This is a genomic window from Streptomyces sp. NPDC007917 (assembly GCF_042959105.1).
Classification (GTDB): domain Bacteria; phylum Actinomycetota; class Actinomycetes; order Streptomycetales; family Streptomycetaceae; genus Streptomyces.
Map to the genome: position 1 here is coordinate 238,686 of NZ_JBIBKK010000005.1, position 21,044 is coordinate 259,729.

The 21,044-nt window shown below is 70.4% G+C and carries 18 protein-coding genes and 1 riboswitch; of the genes, 14 read left to right on the forward strand and 4 right to left on the reverse strand.

Going from position 1 to position 21,044, the window contains the following annotated elements; all coding sequences use genetic code 11:
* Positions 1-10: 10 nt before the first annotated feature.
* Positions 11-1,294, forward strand: a complete 1,284-nt coding sequence (locus ACFZDL_RS11455) for a histidine kinase (RefSeq protein WP_353594438.1) — start codon at positions 11-13, stop codon at positions 1,292-1,294.
* Positions 1,291-1,971 carry a response regulator transcription factor gene (locus ACFZDL_RS11460; protein WP_353594436.1) on the forward strand — a complete coding sequence of 227 codons (681 nt, stop codon included), beginning with the start codon at positions 1,291-1,293 and terminating at the stop codon, positions 1,969-1,971. The genes ACFZDL_RS11455 and ACFZDL_RS11460 overlap by 4 nt, the downstream gene beginning before the upstream one ends.
* A 68-nt stretch (positions 1,972-2,039) precedes the next feature.
* On the opposite strand, the gene nadA is transcribed toward ACFZDL_RS11460, so the two are convergent.
* Entirely contained in the window at positions 2,040-3,227 is a 1,188-nt protein-coding gene (gene nadA, locus ACFZDL_RS11465; protein ID WP_353594435.1) for a quinolinate synthase NadA, read from the reverse strand.
* A gap of 229 nt (positions 3,228-3,456) precedes the next feature.
* Here nadA and ACFZDL_RS11470 point away from each other — a divergent pair, with 229 nt between their 5' ends.
* Positions 3,457-3,810, forward strand: a complete 354-nt coding sequence (locus tag ACFZDL_RS11470) for an iron-sulfur cluster assembly accessory protein (RefSeq protein WP_311724667.1) — start codon at positions 3,457-3,459, stop codon at positions 3,808-3,810.
* A gap of 96 nt (positions 3,811-3,906) precedes the next feature.
* On the opposite strand, the gene ACFZDL_RS11475 is transcribed toward ACFZDL_RS11470, so the two are convergent.
* Entirely contained in the window at positions 3,907-5,499 is a 1,593-nt protein-coding gene (locus ACFZDL_RS11475; protein ID WP_353594434.1) for a hypothetical protein, read from the reverse strand.
* Between the two features lie 246 nt (positions 5,500-5,745).
* Between ACFZDL_RS11475 and ACFZDL_RS11480 the strand changes: the two genes are divergently transcribed.
* Positions 5,746-6,723 (forward strand): carbohydrate kinase family protein, encoded by a 978-nt coding sequence (locus ACFZDL_RS11480; protein ID WP_353594433.1) that lies wholly within the window; start codon positions 5,746-5,748, stop codon positions 6,721-6,723.
* A 15-nt stretch (positions 6,724-6,738) separates the two neighbouring features.
* On the opposite strand, the gene ACFZDL_RS11485 is transcribed toward ACFZDL_RS11480, so the two are convergent.
* Positions 6,739-8,175 carry an aminotransferase class V-fold PLP-dependent enzyme gene (locus tag ACFZDL_RS11485; protein ID WP_353594432.1) on the reverse strand — a complete coding sequence of 479 codons (1,437 nt, stop codon included), beginning with the start codon at positions 8,173-8,175 and terminating at the stop codon, positions 6,739-6,741.
* A gap of 264 nt (positions 8,176-8,439) precedes the next feature.
* On the opposite strand from ACFZDL_RS11485, the gene coxB reads away from it, so the two are divergent.
* The 4 genes from coxB (at position 8,440) to ACFZDL_RS11505 (ending at position 12,959) form a co-directional block, all read left to right on the forward strand.
* The gene (coxB, locus tag ACFZDL_RS11490; protein ID WP_353594431.1) at positions 8,440-9,402 is read left to right on the forward strand and encodes a cytochrome c oxidase subunit II; all 963 of its coding nucleotides are present in this window, start codon (positions 8,440-8,442) and stop codon (positions 9,400-9,402) included.
* The gene (gene ctaD / locus ACFZDL_RS11495; RefSeq protein WP_391190949.1) at positions 9,399-11,141 is read left to right on the forward strand and encodes a cytochrome c oxidase subunit I; all 1,743 of its coding nucleotides are present in this window, start codon (positions 9,399-9,401) and stop codon (positions 11,139-11,141) included. The genes coxB and ctaD overlap by 4 nt, the downstream gene beginning before the upstream one ends.
* On the forward strand, positions 11,138-11,536 hold the full coding sequence (locus ACFZDL_RS11500) for a cytochrome c oxidase subunit 4 (RefSeq protein WP_353592842.1): 399 nt from the start codon (positions 11,138-11,140) through the stop codon (positions 11,534-11,536). Before ctaD ends, ACFZDL_RS11500 begins: the two co-directional genes overlap by 4 nt.
* A 169-nt stretch (positions 11,537-11,705) precedes the next feature.
* Positions 11,706-12,959: an Ig-like domain-containing protein gene (locus ACFZDL_RS11505; protein ID WP_353592843.1), complete on the forward strand. Its 1,254-nt coding sequence runs from the start codon at positions 11,706-11,708 to the stop codon at positions 12,957-12,959.
* Positions 12,960-13,001: 42 nt separating this feature from the next.
* Here ACFZDL_RS11505 and ACFZDL_RS11510 read toward each other — a convergent pair whose 3' ends face one another.
* Positions 13,002-13,403: a hypothetical protein gene (locus tag ACFZDL_RS11510; RefSeq protein ID WP_353592844.1), complete on the reverse strand. Its 402-nt coding sequence runs from the start codon at positions 13,401-13,403 to the stop codon at positions 13,002-13,004.
* Positions 13,404-13,626: 223 nt separating this feature from the next.
* Here ACFZDL_RS11510 and ACFZDL_RS11515 point away from each other — a divergent pair, with 223 nt between their 5' ends.
* From ACFZDL_RS11515 to ACFZDL_RS11540, 6 genes are all read left to right on the forward strand, one after another.
* On the forward strand, positions 13,627-14,247 hold the full coding sequence (locus ACFZDL_RS11515) for a heme-copper oxidase subunit III (protein WP_014180385.1): 621 nt from the start codon (positions 13,627-13,629) through the stop codon (positions 14,245-14,247).
* A 67-nt stretch (positions 14,248-14,314) separates the two neighbouring features.
* Complete coding sequence (locus ACFZDL_RS11520) at positions 14,315-15,124, forward strand: c-type cytochrome (RefSeq protein WP_353592845.1); 810 nt, start codon at positions 14,315-14,317, stop codon at positions 15,122-15,124.
* Complete coding sequence (locus tag ACFZDL_RS11525) at positions 15,121-16,182, forward strand: Rieske 2Fe-2S domain-containing protein (protein ID WP_353592846.1); 1,062 nt, start codon at positions 15,121-15,123, stop codon at positions 16,180-16,182. Before ACFZDL_RS11520 ends, ACFZDL_RS11525 begins: the two co-directional genes overlap by 4 nt.
* Entirely contained in the window at positions 16,179-17,810 is a 1,632-nt protein-coding gene (locus tag ACFZDL_RS11530; protein ID WP_353592847.1) for a cytochrome bc complex cytochrome b subunit, read from the forward strand. Before ACFZDL_RS11525 ends, ACFZDL_RS11530 begins: the two co-directional genes overlap by 4 nt.
* 222 nt (positions 17,811-18,032) lie before the next feature.
* The gene (gene trpD, locus ACFZDL_RS11535; RefSeq protein ID WP_353592848.1) at positions 18,033-19,106 is read left to right on the forward strand and encodes an anthranilate phosphoribosyltransferase; all 1,074 of its coding nucleotides are present in this window, start codon (positions 18,033-18,035) and stop codon (positions 19,104-19,106) included.
* 214 nt (positions 19,107-19,320) lie between these two features.
* A riboswitch (SAM riboswitch) is annotated at positions 19,321-19,438 on the forward strand.
* Positions 19,439-19,636: 198 nt separating this feature from the next.
* On the forward strand, positions 19,637-21,037 hold the full coding sequence (locus ACFZDL_RS11540; RefSeq protein WP_353592849.1) for an aminotransferase class V-fold PLP-dependent enzyme: 1,401 nt from the start codon (positions 19,637-19,639) through the stop codon (positions 21,035-21,037).
* Positions 21,038-21,044: the final 7 nt, after the last annotated feature.

The following is a 21,044-nucleotide window of genomic DNA, read 5'->3' on the forward strand; positions in this document are numbered from 1 at the left end:
GCGCTTACGGTTGGATGCCGTGACTCCCCTCGCCGTCGGGCCAGGTCTGGCCCGTCCGTACCGCTGGCTGATCGCGCATCCGCGTGCGCTGGACGTGCTGCTGGCCGTGGTCGCCTTCGCGCTGATGCTGATCGGCGCAGCCGCCAGCCCGCACACCGGGCACCGCTCCGTCGATCCGATCGACTCGGTCTTCGTCCTGCTGGCCGGGCTCGCCGCGGCCGCGCTGGTGCTGCGCCGCAGATTCCCGATCGGCGTTCTCGCGGTCACCGCCGGGCTCACGGTCGTGGAGGTCGTCACCGCCCACGACGGGCCGCCGCGCATCTCGATCGTGTTCGGCGTCGTGGTGGCCCTGTGCACCGTCGCCGCGCGCACCGACCGGCCGACCACGCTGCGGGTCGGGCTGACCACCGTCGCCCTGCTCACCGGGGTCGCGATGCTCTGCGGGGTGCGCCCCTGGTACTCGCAGGAGAACTTCGGCATCTTCACCTGGACCGGGCTGGCCGCCGCCGCGGGCGACGCGGCCCGCAGCCGCCGCGCCTATGTCGCGGCCATCGAGGAGCGCGCGGTGCGCGCCGAGCGGACCCGGGAGGAGGAGGCCCGCCGCCGGGTCGCCGAGGAGCGGCTGCGCATCGCCCGCGAGCTGCACGATGTGGTCGCCCATCACATCGCGCTGGTCAACGTCCAGGCCGGGGTCGCCTCGCACGTCATGGACAACCGCCCGGACCAGGCCAAGCAGGCGCTCGCGCATGTACGCCAGGCCAGCCGCTCGGCGCTGGACGAGCTGCGCGCCACCGTCGGGCTGCTGCGGCAGTACGGCGACCCGGCCGCGCCCACCGAGCCGGCCCCGGGCCTCGCGGTGCTGGACCAGCTCGTCGACGGTTTCGTCAAGGCCGGGCTGCGGGTGGAGGTGGAGGCGGTCTCCCGGGACGGGCTCGGCCCGCTGGCGGCTTCGGTGGACCTCACCGCCTACCGGATCGTCCAGGAGGCCCTGACCAATGTGCACAAGCACGCCGGGCCGGACGCCAAGGCCCAGGTCCGCATCGTGCGCACCTCCGCCGTGCTGCTGATCACGGTCGACGACGACGGGCCCTGCGCGGAGCAGCCCCCAGCAGAGGAGCCCGGCGGCGGACACGGGCTGATCGGGATGCGGGAGCGGGTCGCCGCGCTGGGCGGCAGCTGCGAGGCGGGACCCCGGTCGCAGGGCGGTTTCCGGGTCCGGGTGAGACTGCCCCTGCAGGCGCGGACAGGGGAGGCGCGCGGAAAAGGGGGCGAAGGGGGTGAAGGGGACTCATGACGATCAAGGTGCTGCTGGCCGACGACCAGGCGCTGCTGCGCAGTGCGTTCCGGGTGCTGGTGGACTCCGAGCCGGACATGGAGGTGGTCGGCGAGGCGTCGGACGGCGCCGAGGCGGTGGAGATCGCCCGTGACCGGGGCGCCGATGTGGTGCTGATGGACATCCGGATGCCCGGTACGGACGGGCTGACCGCGACCCGCATGATCAGCGAGGATCCGCGGCTCGAGGACGTCCGGGTGGTGATGCTGACGACCTTCGAGGTGGACGAGTACGTCGTGGAGTCGCTGCGGGCCGGCGCGAGCGGCTTTCTGGGCAAGGGCGCCGAGCCCGATGAGCTGCTGGCCGCGATCCGGATCGCGGCGGCGGGGGAGGCGCTGCTGTCGCCTGCCGCCACGAAGGGGCTGATCGCCAAGTTCCTGGCGCAGGGCGGTGGGCGGGACGGGGAGGCCGGGGCGTATGACGCGGCGCGGCTGGACGCGCTGACCGGGCGGGAGCGCGAGGTGCTGGTGCAGGTCGCGGGCGGGCTGTCCAACGACGAGATCGCGGCGCGGCTGGAGGTCAGCCCGCTCACGGTCAAGACGCATGTGAACCGGGCGATGGCCAAGCTCGGCGCCCGCGACCGGGCGCAGCTGGTGGTGATCTCGTACGAGACGGGGCTGGTGCGGCCCCGGGTGTGAGCGGGCGGACTTCAGGGCCCGGGGCGTTCCGGCCCCGGGCCCTGAAGGCGTTCTGCCGCAGGTGTCCGTTACGGCAGGGCCAGCATGCGCTCGAGGGCGAGCTTGGCGTAGGCCTCGGTCTCCTTGTCGACCTGGATGCGGTTGACGACCTTGCCGGCGGCCAGCGACTCCAGGGACCAGACCAGATGCGGCAGGTCGATGCGGTTCATGGTGGAGCAGAAGCACACCGTGCGATCGAGGAAGACGATCTCCTTGTCCTCGCTGGCGAAACGGTTCGCCAGGCGCCGGACGAGGTTCAGCTCGGTGCCGATCGCCCACTTCGACCCGGCCGGGGCGGCCTCCAGCGTCTTGATGATGTGCTCGGTCGAGCCCACATGGTCCGCCGCCGCCACCACCTCGTGCTTGCACTCGGGGTGCACCAGGACGTTGACGCCCGGGATGCGCTCGCGGACCTCGTTGACGGAGTCCAGCGAGAAGCGGCCGTGCACCGAGCAGTGCCCGCGCCACAGGATCATCTTGGCCGCGCGCAGCTCGTCGGCGGTCAGCCCGCCGCCCGGCTTGTGCGGGTTGTAGACCACGCAGTCGTCCAGGGACAGGCCCATCTCGCGCACCGCGGTGTTGCGCCCGAGGTGCTGGTCGGGCAGGAACAGCACCTTCTCTCCCTGTTCGAAGGCCCAGTCCAAGGCCCGCTTCGCGTTGGAGGAGGTGCAGATGGTGCCGCCGTGCTTGCCGGTGAAGGCCTTGATGTCGGCGGAGGAGTTCATGTACGAGACGGGCACCGTCGCCCCGGCGACCCCGGCCTCCGTCAGCACGTCCCAGCACTCGGCGACCTGCTCGGCGGTGGCCATGTCGGCCATCGAACAGCCCGCGGCCAGGTCCGGGAGGATCACCTGCTGGCTGTCGCCGGTGAGGATGTCGGCGGACTCGGCCATGAAGTGCACACCGCAGAAGACGATGTACTCGGCGTCGGGCCGGGCGGCCGCGTCGCGGGCCAGCTTGAAGGAGTCCCCGGTGACATCGGCGAACTCGATGACCTCGTCGCGCTGGTAGTGGTGGCCGAGCACGAACACCCGGTCCCCGAGCTCGGCCTTGGCCGCGCGGGCGCGCGCCACCAGGTCCGGGTCGGAGGGCGCGGGAAGGTCGCCGGGGCACTCCACGCCGCGCTCGCTCCTGGGGTCGGCCTCCCGGCCGAGGAGGAGCAGGGCGAGCGGTGTCGGCTGGACATCGAGGGGTTGGGCGGTGGTCACGTCACGCACCCTTCTTTCTTCATGGGGACCCAGTAATCGTCAAAATGACGCTATCTATCATAACTGCTTCATGTCAGTTTGACGATGCCCATCGCGTCGATGTGACGCATTCCAGGGCGAGGCCCGTGTGTGCGAGCATGAACAGCGCGGTGAGAAAAGCGCCCGCCCCGGAATGAATCCGGGACGCCGTTGGTTGGAGCCGACGGCAAGCAGTCCGTACGACCCGGGAGAGAAGCAGATGACCGTTCAGGACGAGACCACCGCGAGCGAGGGCATCATCCTGTCCGACGCCGCCGCGTCGAAGGTCAAGGGCCTGCTGGAGCAGGAGGGCCGCGACGACCTCGCGCTGCGCGTCGCCGTCCAGCCCGGCGGCTGCTCCGGCCTGCGCTACCAGCTCTTCTTCGACGAGCGCTCGCTCGACGGCGACGTCGTCAAGGACTTCGGCGGGGTCAAGGTCGTGACCGACCGCATGAGCGCTCCGTACCTGAACGGCGCCTCGATCGACTTCGTCGACACCATCGAGAAGCAGGGCTTCACCATCGACAACCCGAACGCCACGGGCTCCTGCGCCTGCGGCGACTCCTTCAGCTGAGGCGCTTCACGCAAGCGGCCTCACCTCGATCAGACGCCGCAGGGGGCGAGCCCGGTGCCGGGCCCGCCCCCTGCGGCGTCTTCGGTTCTCGCTGCCCTACTTGCGCTTGGGCACCGTCTCGCCGGTCCTGGCGTCCACGACCTTGCGGTCGCCGAGCGGCTTGTCCAGCTCGACCTTCTTGTCGATCTGCTTGGCGATGAGGATGCAGGGCCGGCCCGGGTGCAGCCGCTTGCCCTTGATCTCCACCTTCACCTGCGACGAGGACTCCACCGCCGAGACCGAGTACCGCTCGCAGACGCCGCCCCAGAAGCGCACCGTCAGGCTCTTGCCGTCCACGGTGTACGAGGTGATGTCGTCGACGTTCTCCTCGCCGGGCTTGGTGGAGGGGGACGTACCCGAGGGGGACGGCTTCTTGATGAACTTCGGGTCGATGGCGGGGTAGGCGACCGTGTTCACGGAGTCATCCGCGCTCGACGGGCCGACCTGGAAGATCCAGGACGGCACCAGCGCCCGCCGGCCGCCCACCGAGTGCGCCGCGAGCGCCAGCGTCGCCTTGCGCACCGTGACCTCGTCGCCCGTGCCGCTCGCGCTGCCCGTCGCCGCCTCCTCGGGCGCCTTCTCCGCGGGCTCCGCCTTCTCGGGCACGACGTCCTCGCCGTCCGCGCCGCCCGAGATGCCGTCGCCCTTGTTGAGCCGCTTCATCGCCTCGGCGGCGCCGATCAGCGGATACGTGTCGTCCTTCGCGGGCTTCGACAGCAGACCGTCGCCGCCGACCAGCTGTCCGTCGGCGGCCACCTGCAGGCTCGTCCGCCAGCCGTGCGTCGGCAGACCGTCCAGCACCGGGTCCGCCTTCACGACCCGCACCGCGCCGTAGAGCTGCGTCGCGTCCAGCTTCGCGCCGCTCAGCCCCAGCTCGTCCAGCACCGGCTGGGCCGCCCGCTTGGCCTCGGCCTCCGAGACGGCCTTGTCCGAGCCCTCGGACCCCTTGGCGCCCTTGTCGCCCCGGGCCCCGGAGCCCTCGGACCCGGACCCCTCGGACCCGGACCCCTTGGAGTCGGCGGGCCCGCCACGGTAGGAGGGGCAGCTCTTACCGCTCCCCGTGGAGTCGGTGGACTGCGCGTCGGAGGGCTGGGCGCCGGAGCCCGTGTCCGGCTGCTGTACGCAGGAGGTGCCGCCCGGCGACCCGTAGGCCGTGTACGACCAGCCGCCCGGCCCCTTCTGGCTCACCTGGAGCACCGGGCCCCTCGCGTCCTTGGCGCCCCCGACCTTCCAGACGCCGTGGTCCGCGCGCGGGGTCCCCGCCACGTCCAGGGCCTTGGCCAGCCGCGCCACCTCGTCCTTGGCGACCTCGGCGGCGGTTTCGTACACCGGCGCCGACTCGGGCCCCTTTGGCAGCTCGCCCGCGGCCTTGTACTGCCGCCCGTACGGGTTCGGCTCGCCCGGCGCGATGCCCGCCCGGCCCGGCGATCCGTAACCGTCCAGGGCGAGCGGCTTCGGCGAACCGTCCTTCTGTGCGGCCCCCGGGTCCTGCGCGCCGCCGCCCGCGGCGGTGGAGGCCCAGTACGCCCCGCCGCCACCGGCGAGCAGCACCGCCGCCGCCACCGAGGCGACGGCCAGCGGCGAACGCCGCCGCGGCCGCGGGTTCTCGCCCTCGGGGGTCTGTGGGGTGTCGGTGTCCTCGGTGCTCACCGTTTCGCTCCTTCGGATCCGCTCGGCTGTACCGTCCCATCTCTCGCGAGGGGACGTCGCTGAGACGGAGCGCGGGGGCGCGTGGTTCCTCCATGCGCCGTAACCGGCGGCGTATGCATCGTGAACGCAGTACGCAAAGAGCTACTATCGGGTGGTTTCGGCCATTCGTGCGGGGGTGGCGGAGCCGATAGCGTAAGGCGCGCGTTTCCTCCGACTTCCTCCGTCTCCCGCAGGAGCAGACCAGCCGTGCGTATCGCAGTCACCGGCTCCATCGCCACCGACCACCTGATGACCTTCCCCGGCCGCTTCGCCGACCAGCTGGTCGCCGACCAGCTGCACACGGTCTCCCTCTCCTTCCTGGTGGACACCCTCGACGTCCGCCGCGGCGGCGTCGGCCCCAACATCTGCTACGGCATGGGCGTCCTCGGCCTGCGCCCGATCCTCGTCGGAGCGGCCGGCGCGGACTTCGCGGAGTACCGGGCCTGGCTGGAGCGCCACGGTGTGGACACCGATTCCGTCCATATCTCCGAGGTGCTGCACACCGCGCGCTTCGTCTGCACCACCGACGCCGACCACAACCAGATCGCGTCCTTCTACACCGGCGCGATGAGCGAGGCCCGCCAGATCGAGCTGCAGCCCGTCGCCGACCGGGTCGGCGGGCTCGACCTCGTCCTCATCAGCGCAGACGACCCGGAGGCGATGGTCCGCCACACCGAGGAGTGCCGCACCCGCTCCATCCCCTTCGCCGCCGACCCCTCGCAGCAGCTCGCGCGCATGGGCGGCGAGGACATCCGGATGCTCGTCGAGGGCGCGGACTACCTGTTCACCAATGAGTACGAGGCCGCGCTGATCGAGACCAAGACCGGCTGGTCGGCGGACGAGATCCTGGCCAAGATCGGCACCCGCGTCACCACGCTCGGCGCGCAGGGTGTGCGGATCGACCGCGTCGGCGAGCAGCCGATCGTCGTCGGCTGCCCGGAGGAGGAGGCGAAGGTGGACCCGACGGGCGTCGGCGACGCGTTCCGCGCCGGCTTCCTCTCCGGGCTCTCCTGGGACCTGTCCCTCGAGCGCGCGGCCCAGGTCGGCTGCATGCTCGCCACACTGGTCATCGAGACCCTCGGCCCCCAGGAGTACGAGCTGCGCCGCGGCCACTTCACGGAGCGCTTCGCCAAGGCGTACGGCCAGGAGGCGGCCTCCGAGATCCAGCCCCACCTCGCCGGCTGAGGACCGCAGAGCGGGTTACGCCCGGCGGCGGACGCGGTACGCCGTGCCGTGGTCGGCCGGGCGTTCGCCCATGTACTCGTGGCCGCGCATCGCGCACCACGCCGGGATGTCCAGCCGGGCGGCCTCGTCGTCGGCGAGCACGGTGACGACGCCGCCGACCGGGACGTCCCCGATGACCTTGGCCAGCTCGATGACCGGGATCGGGCAGAGCTTGCCGAGCGAGTCGACCACCAGCTCCGCCGCCTCCTCCGCCGCCTCCCCGCCGCCCGGACCGGCGGCGGCCGCCGACCCCACCGCCGCCGTGAGGTCCCGCTCCGGCGCGCCCAGCTGTCCGCGCACCCGGCGCACCACGTCCGGCAGCAGGGCGAGGAAGCGCTCCACGTCCTCCTCGGGCGTCCCCAGCGGCAGCGAGACCCGGACGTTGCCCTCCGACAGCACCCCCATCGCGCGCAGCACATGGCTCGGCGTCAGGGTGCTCGAGGTGCACGAGGAGCCGGAGGAGACGGAGAAACCCGCGCGGTCCAGCTCGTGCAGCAATGTCTCCCCGTCGACATAGAGACACGAGAAGGTCACCAGATGGGGCAGCCGCCGCTCCGGGTCGCCGACCACCTCCACGTCGGGGATCAGCCGGGGCACCCGCGTACGGATCCGGTCGACCAGCTCCCGCAGCCGCTCCGCCTCCGCGGCGGACTCCTCCCGTACGGCGCGCAGCGAGGCCGCCGCCGCCACGACGGCCGGGATGTTCTCGAAGCCGGGGGCGCGGCCCGACTCGCGCTCGTCCGCCGGGCCGTGGGCGGCGAAGCGCACCCCCTTGCGCACGGCCAGCAGGCCGACGCCCGACGGGCCGCCCCACTTGTGGGCGCTCGCGGTCAGCAGCGACCAGCCGCCCGCGACCGCGCCCCAGGGCAGCGACTGCGCGGCGTCCACGAGCAGCGGCACGCCCGCCTCCGCACACTCCGCCGCGGCCTCGGCCACCGGCTGACGGGTGCCCACCTCGTGGTTGGCGGACTGCAGAGCGGCCAGGGCGGTCGGTCCTGGGGCGTCGCGCAGCGCCGCGGCGTACGCGCCCGGCGCGACCCGGCCGGCGCTGTCCACCGGGACCTCGGTGACCGTGCCGCCGCCCGCCTCGTGGGCGGCCGCGGCGTGCAGCACCGCGGAGTGCTCGACGGCGGAGACGACCAGATGGCGGCCGGCCCGGCGGCGGCCCGCGAGGGCTCCCGCGATGCCGTCGTGCAGCGCGCGGGTACCCGAAGAGGTGAAAGTGAGTTCGTCGGGGCGACACCCGACGGCCTCGGCCGCCGTCTGGCGCGCGGCGTCCAACAGCAGCCTGGCGCGCCGCCCCTCGCGGTAGAGGCGGGCCGGGTCGGCCCAGCCCTCGTCGAGCGCGGCGAGCAGCGCCTGGCGGGCGACGGGATGCAGCGGGGCGGACGAAGCGGCGTCGAAGTAGGGCACACACCAAACGCTAGTCGCAGCCCGCGGAAGTCGGCTCCGTGCCTCGTCGAAGTCCCTTCGGGTCTCTTGAAGTCCCCTTCGAACGGGTTCCTCCACCTCTTCGGGGAGCACCCCGGCGCGTTGGGCACCCTCCCCGCGCGGCCCTAAAAGGCGTCCAGTAGGGTTTGCTCCGCATAAACATCCAAACCCCTGCCCGCACCGGGCCGGCGACCGACCAGAGAGACGGCCGCGGCCGTGCGGGCGAGACTCTCGGGAAGGCGCTACGTGAGTCCCAACGGCTCCGACCGCTCGTCGCGGCGCCCGGTGCGGCGGAAGCTGCTGCAGGCGCTGGCCGCGGGCTTGGTCCTGGCGACCGCCACCGGTTGCACATCGAAGGACTTCCCCCGCCTCGGAATGCCCACCCCGGTCACGGAGGAGGCGCCGCGGATCCTCTCCCTGTGGCAGGGCTCGTGGGCGGCTGCGCTCGCCACGGGCGTGCTGGTCTGGGGCCTGATCCTGTGGGCGGTCATTTTCCACCGCCGCAGCAGGACCAAGATCGAGGTTCCCGCCCAGACCCGGTACAACATGCCCATCGAGGCGCTGTACACCGTGGTCCCGATCCTCATCGTCTCGGTGCTCTTCTACTTCACCGCGCGTGATGAGAACGAGCTGCTGAAGACCTCCAAGAAGCCGGACCACGTGATCAACGTGGTGGGCTACCAGTGGAGCTGGGGCTTCAACTACATGGAGAACGTGGACGGGAACCTGTCCACGCCGGCGAAGACCCCCAAGGAGGTCTCGTCGATCCCGGACCGCATGCTCAAGGCCGTGCCCAAGGGCGCCGAGGGCGTCTACGAGGCGGGCATCCCGGGCGACCGGAACCCGGACAAGGGCTGGCCGGGCCCCACCCTGTGGCTGCCGAAGGGCGAGAAGGTCCAGTTCATCCTGACCTCCCGTGATGTCATCCACTCGTTCTGGGTGGTCCCCTTCCTGATGAAGATGGACGTCATCCCGGGGCACACCAACCGCTTCGAGGTGACCCCGAACAAGTACGGCACCTTCATGGGCAAGTGCGCCGAGCTGTGCGGTCAGGACCACTCGCGGATGCTCTTCAACGTCAAGGTCGTCTCTCCGAAGGCGTACCGGGAGCACCTGAAGGAGCTGGCGAAGAAGGGCCAGACCGGGTACATCCCGGCGGGCATTGAGCAGACGGACGCCGCCAAGAACGCGGAGACCAGGAACCGATGAGCATCCTCAACGAACCTCAGGGTGCCGACGCAGCCGCCGCGCAAGCGGACGAGCTGCCCGTGCGCCGCAAGCAGCCAGGGAACGTGGTCGTCAAGTGGTTGACCACCACCGACCACAAGACGATCGGGACGCTCTACCTCGTCACCTCGTTCGCCTTCTTCTGCATCGGTGGCCTCCTGGCGCTGTTCATGCGCGCCGAGCTGGCCCGTCCCGGTTCGCAGCTGATGTCGAACGAGCAGTTCAACCAGGCGTTCACCATGCATGGCACGATCATGCTGCTGATGTTCGCCACCCCGCTGTTCGCCGGCTTCGCGAACTGGATCATGCCGCTGCAGATCGGCGCCCCCGACGTGGCGTTCCCGCGGCTGAACATGTTCGCCTACTGGCTGTACCTGTTCGGCTCGCTGATCGCGGTGGCCGGGTTCCTCACCCCGCAGGGCGCGGCCGACTTCGGCTGGTTCGCGTACTCGCCGCTGTCGGACGCGGTCCGCTCGCCGGGCGTGGGCGCCGACATGTGGATCATGGGTCTGGCCTTCTCCGGCTTCGGCACCATCCTCGGCTCGGTCAACTTCATCACCACCATCATCTGCATGCGCGCTCCGGGCATGACGATGTTCCGCATGCCGATCTTCACCTGGAACGTGCTGCTCACCGGTGTGCTGGTGCTGCTGGCCTTCCCGGTCCTGGCCGCCGCGCTGTTCGCGCTGGAGGCCGACCGTAAATTCGGCGCGCACGTCTTCGACGCGGCCAATGGCGGCGCATTGCTCTGGCAGCACCTCTTCTGGTTCTTCGGCCATCCAGAGGTGTACATCATCGCGCTGCCGTTCTTCGGAATCGTCTCCGAGGTCATTCCGGTCTTCTCGCGCAAGCCGATGTTCGGCTACATCTCCCTGATCGGTGCGACGATCTCCATCGCGGGCCTTTCGGTGACGGTGTGGGCGCACCACATGTACGTCACGGGCGGCGTGCTATTGCCGTTCTTCTCGTTCATGACGTTCCTGATCGCGGTGCCGACCGGTATCAAGTTCTTCAACTGGATCGGCACGATGTGGAAGGGATCGCTGAGCTTCGAGACCCCGATGCTGTGGACGATCGGCTTCCTGATCACCTTCACCTTCGGCGGTCTGACCGGTGTCATCCTGGCCTCGCCCCCGATGGACTTCCACGTCTCGGACTCGTACTTCGTGGTGGCCCACTTCCACTACGTGGTCTTCGGCACCGTCGTGTTCGCGATGTTCGCCGGATTCCACTTCTGGTGGCCCAAGTTCACCGGCAAGATGCTGGACGAGCGCTTGGGCAAGATCACCTTCTGGACGCTGTTCATCGGCTTCCACGGCACGTTCCTGGTCCAGCACTGGCTCGGCGCCGAGGGCATGCCGCGCCGGTACGCCGACTACCTGAAGGCCGACGGCTTCACCACGCTGAACACCATCTCGACCATCAGTTCGTTCCTGCTCGGTCTGTCGATCCTGCCGTTCTTCTACAACGTCTGGAAGACCGCCAAGTACGGCAAGAAGGTCGAGGTCGACGACCCGTGGGGCTACGGCCGCTCGCTGGAGTGGGCGACCTCCTGCCCGCCGCCGCGGCACAACTTCGTCACGCTGCCCCGTATCCGCTCCGAATCCCCGGCGTTCGACCTGCACCACCCGGAGATCGCGGCCCTCGACCAGCTCGAGAACCACGGGGCCGCCGGGTCCGATGACAAGGCCCTCGCGGGTGGCAAGGAGGCCAGCAAGTGAAGGTCCAAGGCCGGATGTTCATCTGGCTCTCCGTCTTCATCCTCATCATGGCGATCGTCTATGGGGTGTGGTCGAAGGAGCCCGCCGGCACCACCGCGCTCTTCCTGGCCTTCGGCCTGAGCGTGATGATCGGCTACTACCTCGCCTTCACCGCTCGCCGGGTGGATGTCGGGGCGCAGGACAACAAGAACGCGGATGTCGCGGACGACGCCGGTGAGCTGGGTTTCTTCTCCCCGCACAGCTGGCAGCCGCTCTTCCTGGGGATCGGTGGCGCCCTGGCCTTCATGGGCGTGATCTTCGGCTGGTGGCTGCTGTACTTCTCCGCCCCGGTCATCCTGGCCGGCCTCTTCGGCTGGGTGTTCGAGTACTACCGCGGTGAGAACCAGAACCAGTAACCGGTCGTCCACCGGAGCCCCTTGAACCGGGCCCCGGCGCACCGAGCCCGAGCGGGGCCCGGACACCTCCCCAGGTGTCCGGGCCCCGCCGCGTTGCCCCCGGGTCTCCTGTTCACCCGACTGCCGCATTCCGCGAGCCGTCCGGGGCCGGTCTTCTTAGCTTGTGACCATGAGCCACACACCTCGATCACCCCGGTCCCGGACGGTGCTCGGCTGCGCTCTGCTGCTGGCACCCCTGATAGCGACGGGGCTCTCCGGATGCGGCGGCCCCTCCTCGGATCCGCTGGCGGCCAAGCCGTACGACGCGGCCGACCAGGTCGCCTTCAGCGGCGTGGGCGGCTCCCACAAGGCCGACCCCGACAAGCCACTTGAGGTCACGGCCAAGGGCGACGACAGCCGCATCACCGACGTCACGGCGACCGACTCCGCGGGACGGTACGTACGCGGGGAGCTCACGCCCGACGGCAAGCGCTGGCGCAGCACCGTGCCCCTGGCCGCGGGAACCCACTACACGCTGCGGGTGAGCACCGAGGACTCCCACGGGGCGCCGGGGCGCCGGACCATCGGCTTCGACACCTCGGGGGCCGAGAGCAGGCTGCGGGTCACCTTCGGCCCCGACGCCGGCACCTACGGGGTGGGCCAGCCCGTCACCGCCTCGCTGAGCGCGCCGGTCAAGGACCCCTCGGCGCGGGCCGTCGTCGAACGCGCCCTGAAGGTGGACTCACAGCCCGCGGTGGACGGCGTCTGGCACTGGGTGGACGACCGGACCCTGCACTACCGTCCGCGCGACTACTGGCCCGCGCACGCCACCATCGATGTGCACGCCAACCTCAAGGGCATCAGGGTCGCGAACGGCCTGTACGGCGCCTCCTCCAAGCCGCTGCGGCTGCACACCGGCGACCGCGTCGAGGCCATCACCGACTCCGGCACCCACCAGATGACGGTGCTCAAGAACGGTCAGGCGATCCGTACCATCCCGATCACCACCGGCATGCCCGGCTTCGACACCCGCAACGGCATCAAGGTGATCCTCGCCAAGGAGTCCTCCGTACGGATGACCGGCGCCAGCATCGGCCTCGGCAACTCCTATGACCTGTTGGTCCACTGGGCGGCCCGGGTGACCTGGAGCGGCGAGTACGTCCACGCCGCGCCCTGGTCCGTCGGCTCACAGGGCGCGGCCAACGTCAGCCACGGCTGCACCGGCATGAGCACCGAGAACGCGCACTGGTTCTTCGACACCGTGCGCCTCGGAGACATCGTCAAGGTCGTGAACAGCCGCGGCTCGATGATGACACCGTTCGACAACGGATTCGGCGACTGGAACGTGGCCTGGGACAAGTGGCGTGCGGGCAGCGCCGTGGCCTCCGGACGGGCCGACGGCGGCACCACGGCCGACTCGGCCAGGCTGCGGCCCCAGGTGTAGGAACGGCCCCGGGCGCAGGGCGGTGACGCGTCAGGCGCCCGGTCAGGCGTCCACGGCGAGCCGCTGGCGCAACAGCCCGGCCAGTGCGTCCGCGAAGGCCACCGGGTCCACCGGATGGGTGACCGCGGCCTCGGCGCGGCTCCACGTGGCCAGCCAGGCGTCCTGCGGGCGGCCGATGAGCAGCAGAACCGGAGGGCAGCGGAAGATCTCGTCCTTGATCTGCCGGCAGACCCCCATGCCGCCCGCGGGCACCGCCTCGCCGTCCAGGACGCAGACGTCGATACCGCCGTCCTCCAGAGCCGAGAGGACGGCGGGGAGGGTCGCGCACTCCACGAACTCCACGGGCGGGACGTCGGGGGCGGGCCGGCGCCCGGCCGCGAGCCGGACCTGCTGGCGGGTGCCCGAGTCATCGCTGTAGACCAGCACCGTGGCGGTCGGCTGCATCGTTCCTCCGCGTTACGTGGGTGGACTCCTGGCGCGGATGCTACTCCGGTACAGCCCTGGGGAGGAGGGGGCGTGCAACCCCGTCCTTCCTTCGGGGGACCGGGCGGCACGCGCTCGACAACTGCCGGATCCCCGCTCGCAACGGGCCGTACGAGCAGCATCGATGCCCTTGACACTCCGAACGGTACCCCCGGGAGTGAGGGCTGGATAAGCGACCGACATAATGTCGGTCGTGGCGACAGCAACAGCAGTAGATACCGGGCACGCGCACCCATCGGTCAACCGGCCGAACCTCACCAGCGTCGGAACCATCATCTGGCTGAGTTCCGAGCTGATGTTCTTCGCGGCCCTCTTCGCGATGTACTTCACCCTGCGATCGGTGACCGGCGCAGAGCACTGGAAGGAAATGGCGTCCGCGCTGAACTTCCCGTTCTCCGCGACGAACACCACGATCCTGGTGCTCTCCTCTCTCACCTGCCAGCTCGGTGTCTTCGCTGCCGAGCGCGGTGACGTGAAGAAGCTGCGCGCCTGGTTCGTGATCACCTTCATCATGGGCGCGATCTTCGTCGGCGGGCAGATCTTCGAATACACCGAACTGGTCAAGCACGAGGGCCTGTCGCTCTCGTCCGACCCGTACGGCTCGGTGTTCTACCTGACCACCGGTTTCCACGGACTGCACGTGACAGGCGGCCTCATCGCCTTCCTGCTGGTCCTGGGCAGGACGTACGCGGCCAAGAGGTTCACTCACCAGCAGGCGACGGCGGCCATCGTGGTGTCCTACTACTGGCACTTCGTCGATGTCGTCTGGATCGGCCTCTTCGCCACGATCTACATGATCAAGTAATCCGGTCGCCGCACCGGCACCACGTCCTAAAGCATCGACGCAGAAGATCCTGACACCGGGGTAATCCGTGAAAAAGCTCTCCGCACGACGGCGCCATCCGCTGGCTGCGCTCGTCGTCCTACTCTTCGCGCTGGCGGTCACTGGGGGGCTGTACGCCGCGTTCTCGCCGAGCGAGGCGAAGGCCGATGACAGCTCCGCCCAGTCCCTCGCCATCGAGGAGGGCAAGAAGCTCTACGCCGTCGGCTGTGCCAGCTGCCATGGCACCGGCGGTCAGGGTACGACCGACGGTCCCAGCCTGGTCGGCGTCGGCTCCGCCGCCGTGGACTTCCAGGTCAGCACCGGTCGCATGCCCGCGCAGCAGCCCGGTGCCCAGGTGCCCAAGAAGAAGAACATCTACTCGGACGCCCAGATCCAGCAGCTGGCCGCGTACATCTCCTCGCTCGGCCCCGGCCCGGTGACGCCGACCAAGGAGCAGTACGACCCCGCGGGCGGCAACATCGCCGAGGGCGGTGAGCTCTTCCGCACCAACTGCGCGCAGTGCCACAACTTCGTCGGCAAGGGCGGCGCCCTGACCAACGGCAAGTACGCGCCGTCCCTCGAGGGTGTGTCCCCCAAGCACCTCTACGAGGCCATGCAGACGGGCCCGCAGAACATGCCCTCCTTCCCGGACACCGTGATGCCGGAGGAGAAGAAGCGGGACATCATCGCCTACCTGGACACGGTCAACAGCGACAAGACCAAGACCCCCGGTGGTATGGAGATCGGCGGCCTGGGCCCGGTCAGTGAGGGTCTGTTCGGCTGGGTCTTCGGTATGGGTGTGATGATCATCCTGACCATCTGGGTCGCCGCCCGGACCGCAAAGGCCAAGAAGTCATGAGTAGCCACGACATTTCACACACAGACGACAACCTGCCACAGGGGCGGGAGGCCGCGGAGGGCGGCGCGGTAGAGGCGGCCGACAACCCGTTCGCCGACCCGGGTCTTCCGCCGCACGAGCACCGCCAGCAGGACATCGACGAGCGCGCCGCGAAGCGCTCCGAGCGCACCATCGCGCTGCTGTTCACGGTCTCGATGCTGGCGACGATCGCCTTCATCGCCTCGTATGTGGCCTTCCCGGTCGACAAGATCATCTATGTCTTCCCGCTCGGCCACATCAGCGCGCTGAACTTCTCGCTCGGCCTGACCCTCGGCATCGCGCTGTTCACCATCGGCGCGGGCGCGGTCCACTGGGCCCGCACCCTGATGTCGGACGTCGAGATCGCCGACGACCGTCACCCGATCGAGGCCGAGCCCGAGGTCAAGGCCAAGGTGCTGGAGGACTTCCGGGCCGGCGCCGCCGAGTCCGGGTTCGGCCGGCGCAAGCTGGCCCGCAACACCCTCTTCGGCGCGCTGACCCTGGTGCCGCTCTCCGGCCTGGTGCTGCTGCGCGACCTCGGCCCGCTGCCGGAGGACAAGCTCCGGCACACCAAGTGGGCCAAGGGCAAGCGCCTGATGAACTACAACACCGGTGGGGCCCTGCGTCCCGAGGACATCGCGGTCGGCTCGCTCACCTTCGCCATGCCCGAGGGCATGCACGAGTCGGACCACGACTTCCAGACGCAGATCGCCAAGGCCGCCCTGATGCTGGTCCGGCTGCAGCCGGAGAACATCAAGGACAAGCGCGAGCTGGACTGGTCGCACGACGGCATCGTCGCGTTCTCCAAGATCTGCACCCACGTCGGCTGCCCGATCAACCTCTACGAGCAGCAGACGCACCACGTCCTGTGCCCGTGCCACCAGTCGACGTTCGACCTCTCCGACGGCGGCCGCGTGATCTTCGGCCCGGCCGGGCACGCCCTGCCGCAGCTGCGGATCGGCGTCAACAAGGACGGTTACCTCGAAGCCAAGGGCGACTTCGCGGAGCCCGTCGGTCCTGCTTTCTGGGAGCGCGGATGAGTACTGCAACTGAAACGCAGCGGGGCCGCAAGGCCCCCGCGGGCGAGCGCGTCGCCGACTGGGCCGACGGCCGGCTGGGCGTCTACAGCCTCGCCAAGGCCAATATGCGCAAGATCTTCCCGGACCACTGGTCCTTCATGCTGGGTGAGGTCGCGCTCTACAGCTTCATCATCATCATCCTCACGGGTGTGTATCTGACGCTGTTCTTCCACCCCAGCATGGAAGAGGTCACGTACCACGGCCCGTACGTCCCGATGCAGGGCGTGCGGATGTCCGAGGCGTTCGCCTCGACGCTCGACATCAGCTTCGAGGTGCGCGGCGGTCTGCTCATCCGGCAGATCCACCACTGGGCCGCGCTGATCTTCCTCGCCGCGATGCTCGTGCACATGATGCGCGTCTTCTTCACCGGCGCGTTCCGCAAGCCGCGCGAGATCAACTGGCTCTTCGGCTTCCTGCTGTTCTTCCTCGGCATGCTGACCGGCTTCACCGGCTACTCGCTCCCCGACGACCTGCTCTCCGGCACCGGTCTGCGGTTCATCGAGGGTGTGTTCCTGTCGATCCCGGTCGTGGGCACCTACATCTCGATGTTCGTGTTCGGCGGCGAGTTCCCCGGGATGGACCTGATCCCCAGGCTCTACCCGGTCCACGTCCTGCTGCTGCCGGGCATCATGCTCGGCCTGCTGGTGGCGCACCTGATCCTGGTCTTCTACCACAAGCACACGCAGTACCCGGGCCCCGGCAAGACCGAGAAGAACGTGGTCGGCATGCCTCTGCTGCCGGTCTACATGGCCAAGGCGGGCGGCTTCTTCTTCCTGGTCTTCGGTGTGATCGCGATCCTCTCCGCGGTCGCCACGATCAACCCGATCTGGGCCATCGGCCCGTACCGGCCGGACCAGGTGTCCACCGGCGCCCAGCCCGACTGGTACATGGGCTTCGCCGAGGGTCTGGTCCGTGTGATGCCCGGCTGGGAGATCAACGCCTGGGGCCACACGCTCGTCCTGGGCGTGTTCATCCCGATCGTGCTCTTCCCGCTGGTCCTGTTCGCGATCGGGGTCTACCCCTTCATCGAGTCCTGGATCACCGGCGACAAGCGCGAGCACCACATCCTGGACCGCCCGCGCAACGTCCCGACCCGTACGGCCTTCGGTGTCGCCTGGCTGACCGCCTACCTGGTGATGCTGGTCGGTGGTGGAAACGACCTGTGGGCCACCCACTTCCACCTGTCGATCAACTCGATCACCTGGTTCGTCCGGATCGGCTTCTTCGCCGGCCCGGTGCTGGCCTTCATCGTCACCAAGCGGATCTGCCTGGGTCTGCAGCGGCGCGACAAGGAGAAGGTGCTGCACGGCCGCGAGACCGGCATCATCAAGCGGCTGCCGCACGGCGAGTTCATCGAGGTGCACGAGCCGCTGTCGCAGGAGGACCTGCACAAGCTCACCCAGCATGAGCAGCCCAAGCCGTACGAGGTCGGCCCCGCGGTCGACGAGAACGGGGTCCGCCGGAAGATAAAGGGTTCGCAGAAGCTCCGGGCCAAGCTGTCCAAGGGCTACTACGGCGGGGACAACGTGATCCCCAAGCCGACCGTCGAGGAGTACAAGGAGATCACCAGCGGCCACGGCCACCACTGATCCCCTCAGCGAACACCTCAGCTGTACGCCACACACCAGGGCCCCGGCCCGGACCACACGGTCCGGGCCGGGGCCCTGGGCCATGTCCGGGCACCCGGGCTTCCCGCGGGGCGTCCGGGACCCGGGCACGGGGCCGCGTGCCCGGCCCGCGCCGATAGGCTTGCCAGGGGCCGTTGAACTGCGCGGACCCTTCCTTCCCCAGCCGAGACGCAGGAGCGGACCATGGACGTTGTGACCCCAGCCGGAGGCGACAACCGCGCGACGGCCCGCACCTGGCCGGACGTGCTCGACTCGCTGCTGCTCGGCCACGACCTCACCGCCGACGACACCGCCTGGGTCATGGACCGGATCATGCGCGGCGAGGCCAGCGACGCGCAGATCGCCGGCTTCGCGGTCGCGCTGCGCGCCAAGGGCGCGACCGTCGCGGAGGTGTCCGGCCTGGTCCGCACCATGTACGAGCACGCGAACGTGATCGAGGTCCCCGGGGCCACCGTCGACATCGTCGGCACCGGAGGCGACCGCGCCAAGACCGTCAACATCTCCACCATGTCCGCGCTCGTGGTGGCAGGCACCGGCGCCAAGGTGGTCAAGCACGGCAACCGCGCCGCGTCCTCCGCCAGCGGCTCCTCCGACGTCCTCGCCAAGCTCGGCGTCAACCTGGACCTGACGCCGCGGCGGGTGGCCGAGGTCGCCGAGGAAGCCGGCATCACGTTCTGCTTCGCGGTGAAGTTCCACCCCTCGCTGCGCCACGTCGGGACCGCGCGCAGCGAGCTCGGCATCCCCACCATCTTCAACTTCCTCGGCCCGCTCACCAACCCGGCCCGGGTGCGCGCCCAGGCCACCGGGGTCGCGGACGCCCGCATGGCGCCCATCATGGCCGGCGTGCTCGCCGAGCGCGGCACCTCCGCGCTGGTCGTCCGCGGCGACGACGGCCTGGACGAGCTGACCGTCACCTCGACCTCCCAGGTGTGGGTGGTCGAGGGCGGCACCGTACGCCAGGAGACCTTCGACCCGCGCGACGTCGGCATCGGCCTGGTCCCGGTGGACGCCCTGCGCGGCGCCGACCCCTCGTACAACGCGGACGTCGCCCGGCGGCTGCTCGCGGGCGAGCGCGGGCCGGTCCGCGACGCGGTCCTGCTCAACTCGGCGGCAGCCCTGGTCGCACTGGAGGGCGGACCGGGCGCCAAGCCCCTCGCGGAGCGCATCGCGGCGGGTGTCGAGAAGGCGGCCGAATCCATCGACTCGGGCGAGGCCCGAGCCGCCCTGGAACGGTGGGTGCTGGCCACGAACGCGTAACCGACCCTGGCGACGCGACGCGACGCGGCCCGGCCCGCGGCGCCGGGCCGCCCGCGGCGTGCCTGTTCCCCACCCCGCCACTCCCCGCCCCTTCCCCCCTGTCGTTCCGCGGCTCCGCCGCGCGGGGGGGACGGGGCGGGCCCTCGCGGGCGGGTGTGTCCGTATCGCGGACAGGGATCTCGGTTTGTGGCAGGGCATGGCATACTCCTGCGCAGGTCACGAGCGACAGCGACTTCGGCCCCGGCCCGCTGTCCGGCAACCCTCCGTCCGTGGCGGGGTGCCCCGGGTGATGACCAGGCCGCAGGCAGCGAGGTCTGCGGCAAGCGCGGACCCCTCGCGAAACCCAGGGGTCCTGGTTGTCGAGGGAGTTCTTCCGTGATGCAGCGAATGCGCTAGGGCCGACGGCCCCTTTCCCCCTCATCTCGCGCGGTCCCGTCCGCGCGGTGAGTTTCTTTTCCACGTGCCCGGCGGCGGGCTGCCGCCTGCGCGCGTGACGCATTCACCTCTTCGTCCTCCCGGGAGACTTCGCCATGTCCGCGACCGCCGCTGCCTCCACCGCCCCCGCCGCCACCACCGCCACCCCCTCCCCGCTGCCCGTCCTCGGCCGCGATGTCCTCGTCCCGCTGGTCACCGGCGGCGAGGTCGGCTACGCCGCGCTGGACTACGCCGCCAGCGCCCCCGCCCTGCAGCGGGTCTGGGACGACATCGCGGCCTACGCCCCGTACTACGGCAGCGTGCACCGCGGGGCCGGCTATCTCTCGCAGCTGTCCACCGACCTGTTCGAGAACAGCCGCAAGGATGTCGCCGCCTTCCTCGGCTGCCGCCCCGACGACCACGTGATCTTCACCCGCGCCACCACCGACTCGCTCAACCTCCTCGCCGCCGCGCTCCCCCAGGGCACCCGGGTGTTCGTGTTCGAGACGGAGCACCACGCCTCGCTGCTGCCGTGGGAGCAGCGGGAGGGCGTCGAGGTCGGCTATCTGAGCGCGCCGCGCTCCCCGCGGCAGGCCGTCGAGACGCTGGAGCGGGCGCTGGCCGACTGGCGGGCCGAGGCGGGCACGGGCGGTGCGGCGCTGGTGTGCGTGACGGGTGCTTCGAATGTGACGGGTGAGCTGTGGCCGGTGCGGGAGCTGGCGCGGGCGGCGCACGCACACGGCGCCCGGATCGTGCTGGACGCCGCGCAGCTCGCACCGCACCACCCCGTGGACATCGCCGCCCTGGACGTCGACTGGGTCGCGTTCTCCGGGCACAAGCTGTACGCGCCCTTCGGGGCCGGTGTGCTCGCGGGGCGCGCGGACTGGCTGCGCGAGGCGCGGCCGTATCTGGCGGGCGGCGGCGCCAGCCGCAAGGTGGCCCGGGCGGACGACGGCGGGGTGGACGTGGAGTGGCACACCACCGAGGCCCGGCACGAGGCGGGCTCGCCGAACGTCATCGGGGCGTACGCGATCGCCTCGGCCTGCAAGGCGCTGACCGAGGCCGGGTTCGAGTCCCTGGTGGCGCGGGAGCGGCAGCTGATCGCCAAGGTCCGCGCGGGGCTGGCCGAGGTGCCCGAGGTGCGGGTCCTGTCGCTGTTCGGCGACGACGCCCCCCGGGTGGGGGTCATCTCGTTCGTCGTGGAGGGCTGGAACAGCTCCCACTTCGCGGCGGCGCTCTCCGCGGAGTACGGCATCGGCGTGCGCGACGGCCTGTTCTGCGCGCATCCGCTGGTGCGCACCCTGCTGGGCGGTGAGCCCGGGGAGGCGGGCGAGTGCGGCGCCCCGGAGGCCGCGCCGGGGGAGCGGTCGCTGAACGCGATCCGCGTCAGCTTCGGAGCGGGCACCCCGGACGAGCACGTCGAGCGGTTCGTCGGCGCGGTGAAGGAGCTGGTCCGGGACGGCGCGAAGTGGAGCTACCGCACCGAGGACGGGCGCTGCGTCCCGGACCGCGGCTGACGTCCGG

Bases quoted from the DNA above. Each gene is read 5' to 3' on its own strand.
- trpD (WP_353592848.1), top strand. From the start codon at position 18,033: ATGGACGTTGTGACCCCAGCCGGAGGCGACAACCGCGCGACGGCCCGC.
- ACFZDL_RS11515 (WP_014180385.1), top strand. From the start codon at position 13,627: ATGTCGGTCGTGGCGACAGCAACAGCAGTAGATACCGGGCACGCGCAC.
- ACFZDL_RS11470 (WP_311724667.1), top strand. From the start codon at position 3,457: ATGACCGTTCAGGACGAGACCACCGCGAGCGAGGGCATCATCCTGTCC.
- ctaD (WP_391190949.1), top strand. From the start codon at position 9,399: ATGAGCATCCTCAACGAACCTCAGGGTGCCGACGCAGCCGCCGCGCAA.
- ACFZDL_RS11525 (WP_353592846.1), top strand. From the start codon at position 15,121: ATGAGTAGCCACGACATTTCACACACAGACGACAACCTGCCACAGGGG.
- ACFZDL_RS11530 (WP_353592847.1), top strand. From the start codon at position 16,179: ATGAGTACTGCAACTGAAACGCAGCGGGGCCGCAAGGCCCCCGCGGGC.
- ACFZDL_RS11505 (WP_353592843.1), top strand. From the start codon at position 11,706: ATGAGCCACACACCTCGATCACCCCGGTCCCGGACGGTGCTCGGCTGC.
- ACFZDL_RS11540 (WP_353592849.1), top strand. From the start codon at position 19,637: ATGTCCGCGACCGCCGCTGCCTCCACCGCCCCCGCCGCCACCACCGCC.
- ACFZDL_RS11510 (WP_353592844.1), bottom strand. From the start codon at position 13,403: ATGCAGCCGACCGCCACGGTGCTGGTCTACAGCGATGACTCGGGCACC.
- ACFZDL_RS11460 (WP_353594436.1), top strand. From the start codon at position 1,291: ATGACGATCAAGGTGCTGCTGGCCGACGACCAGGCGCTGCTGCGCAGT.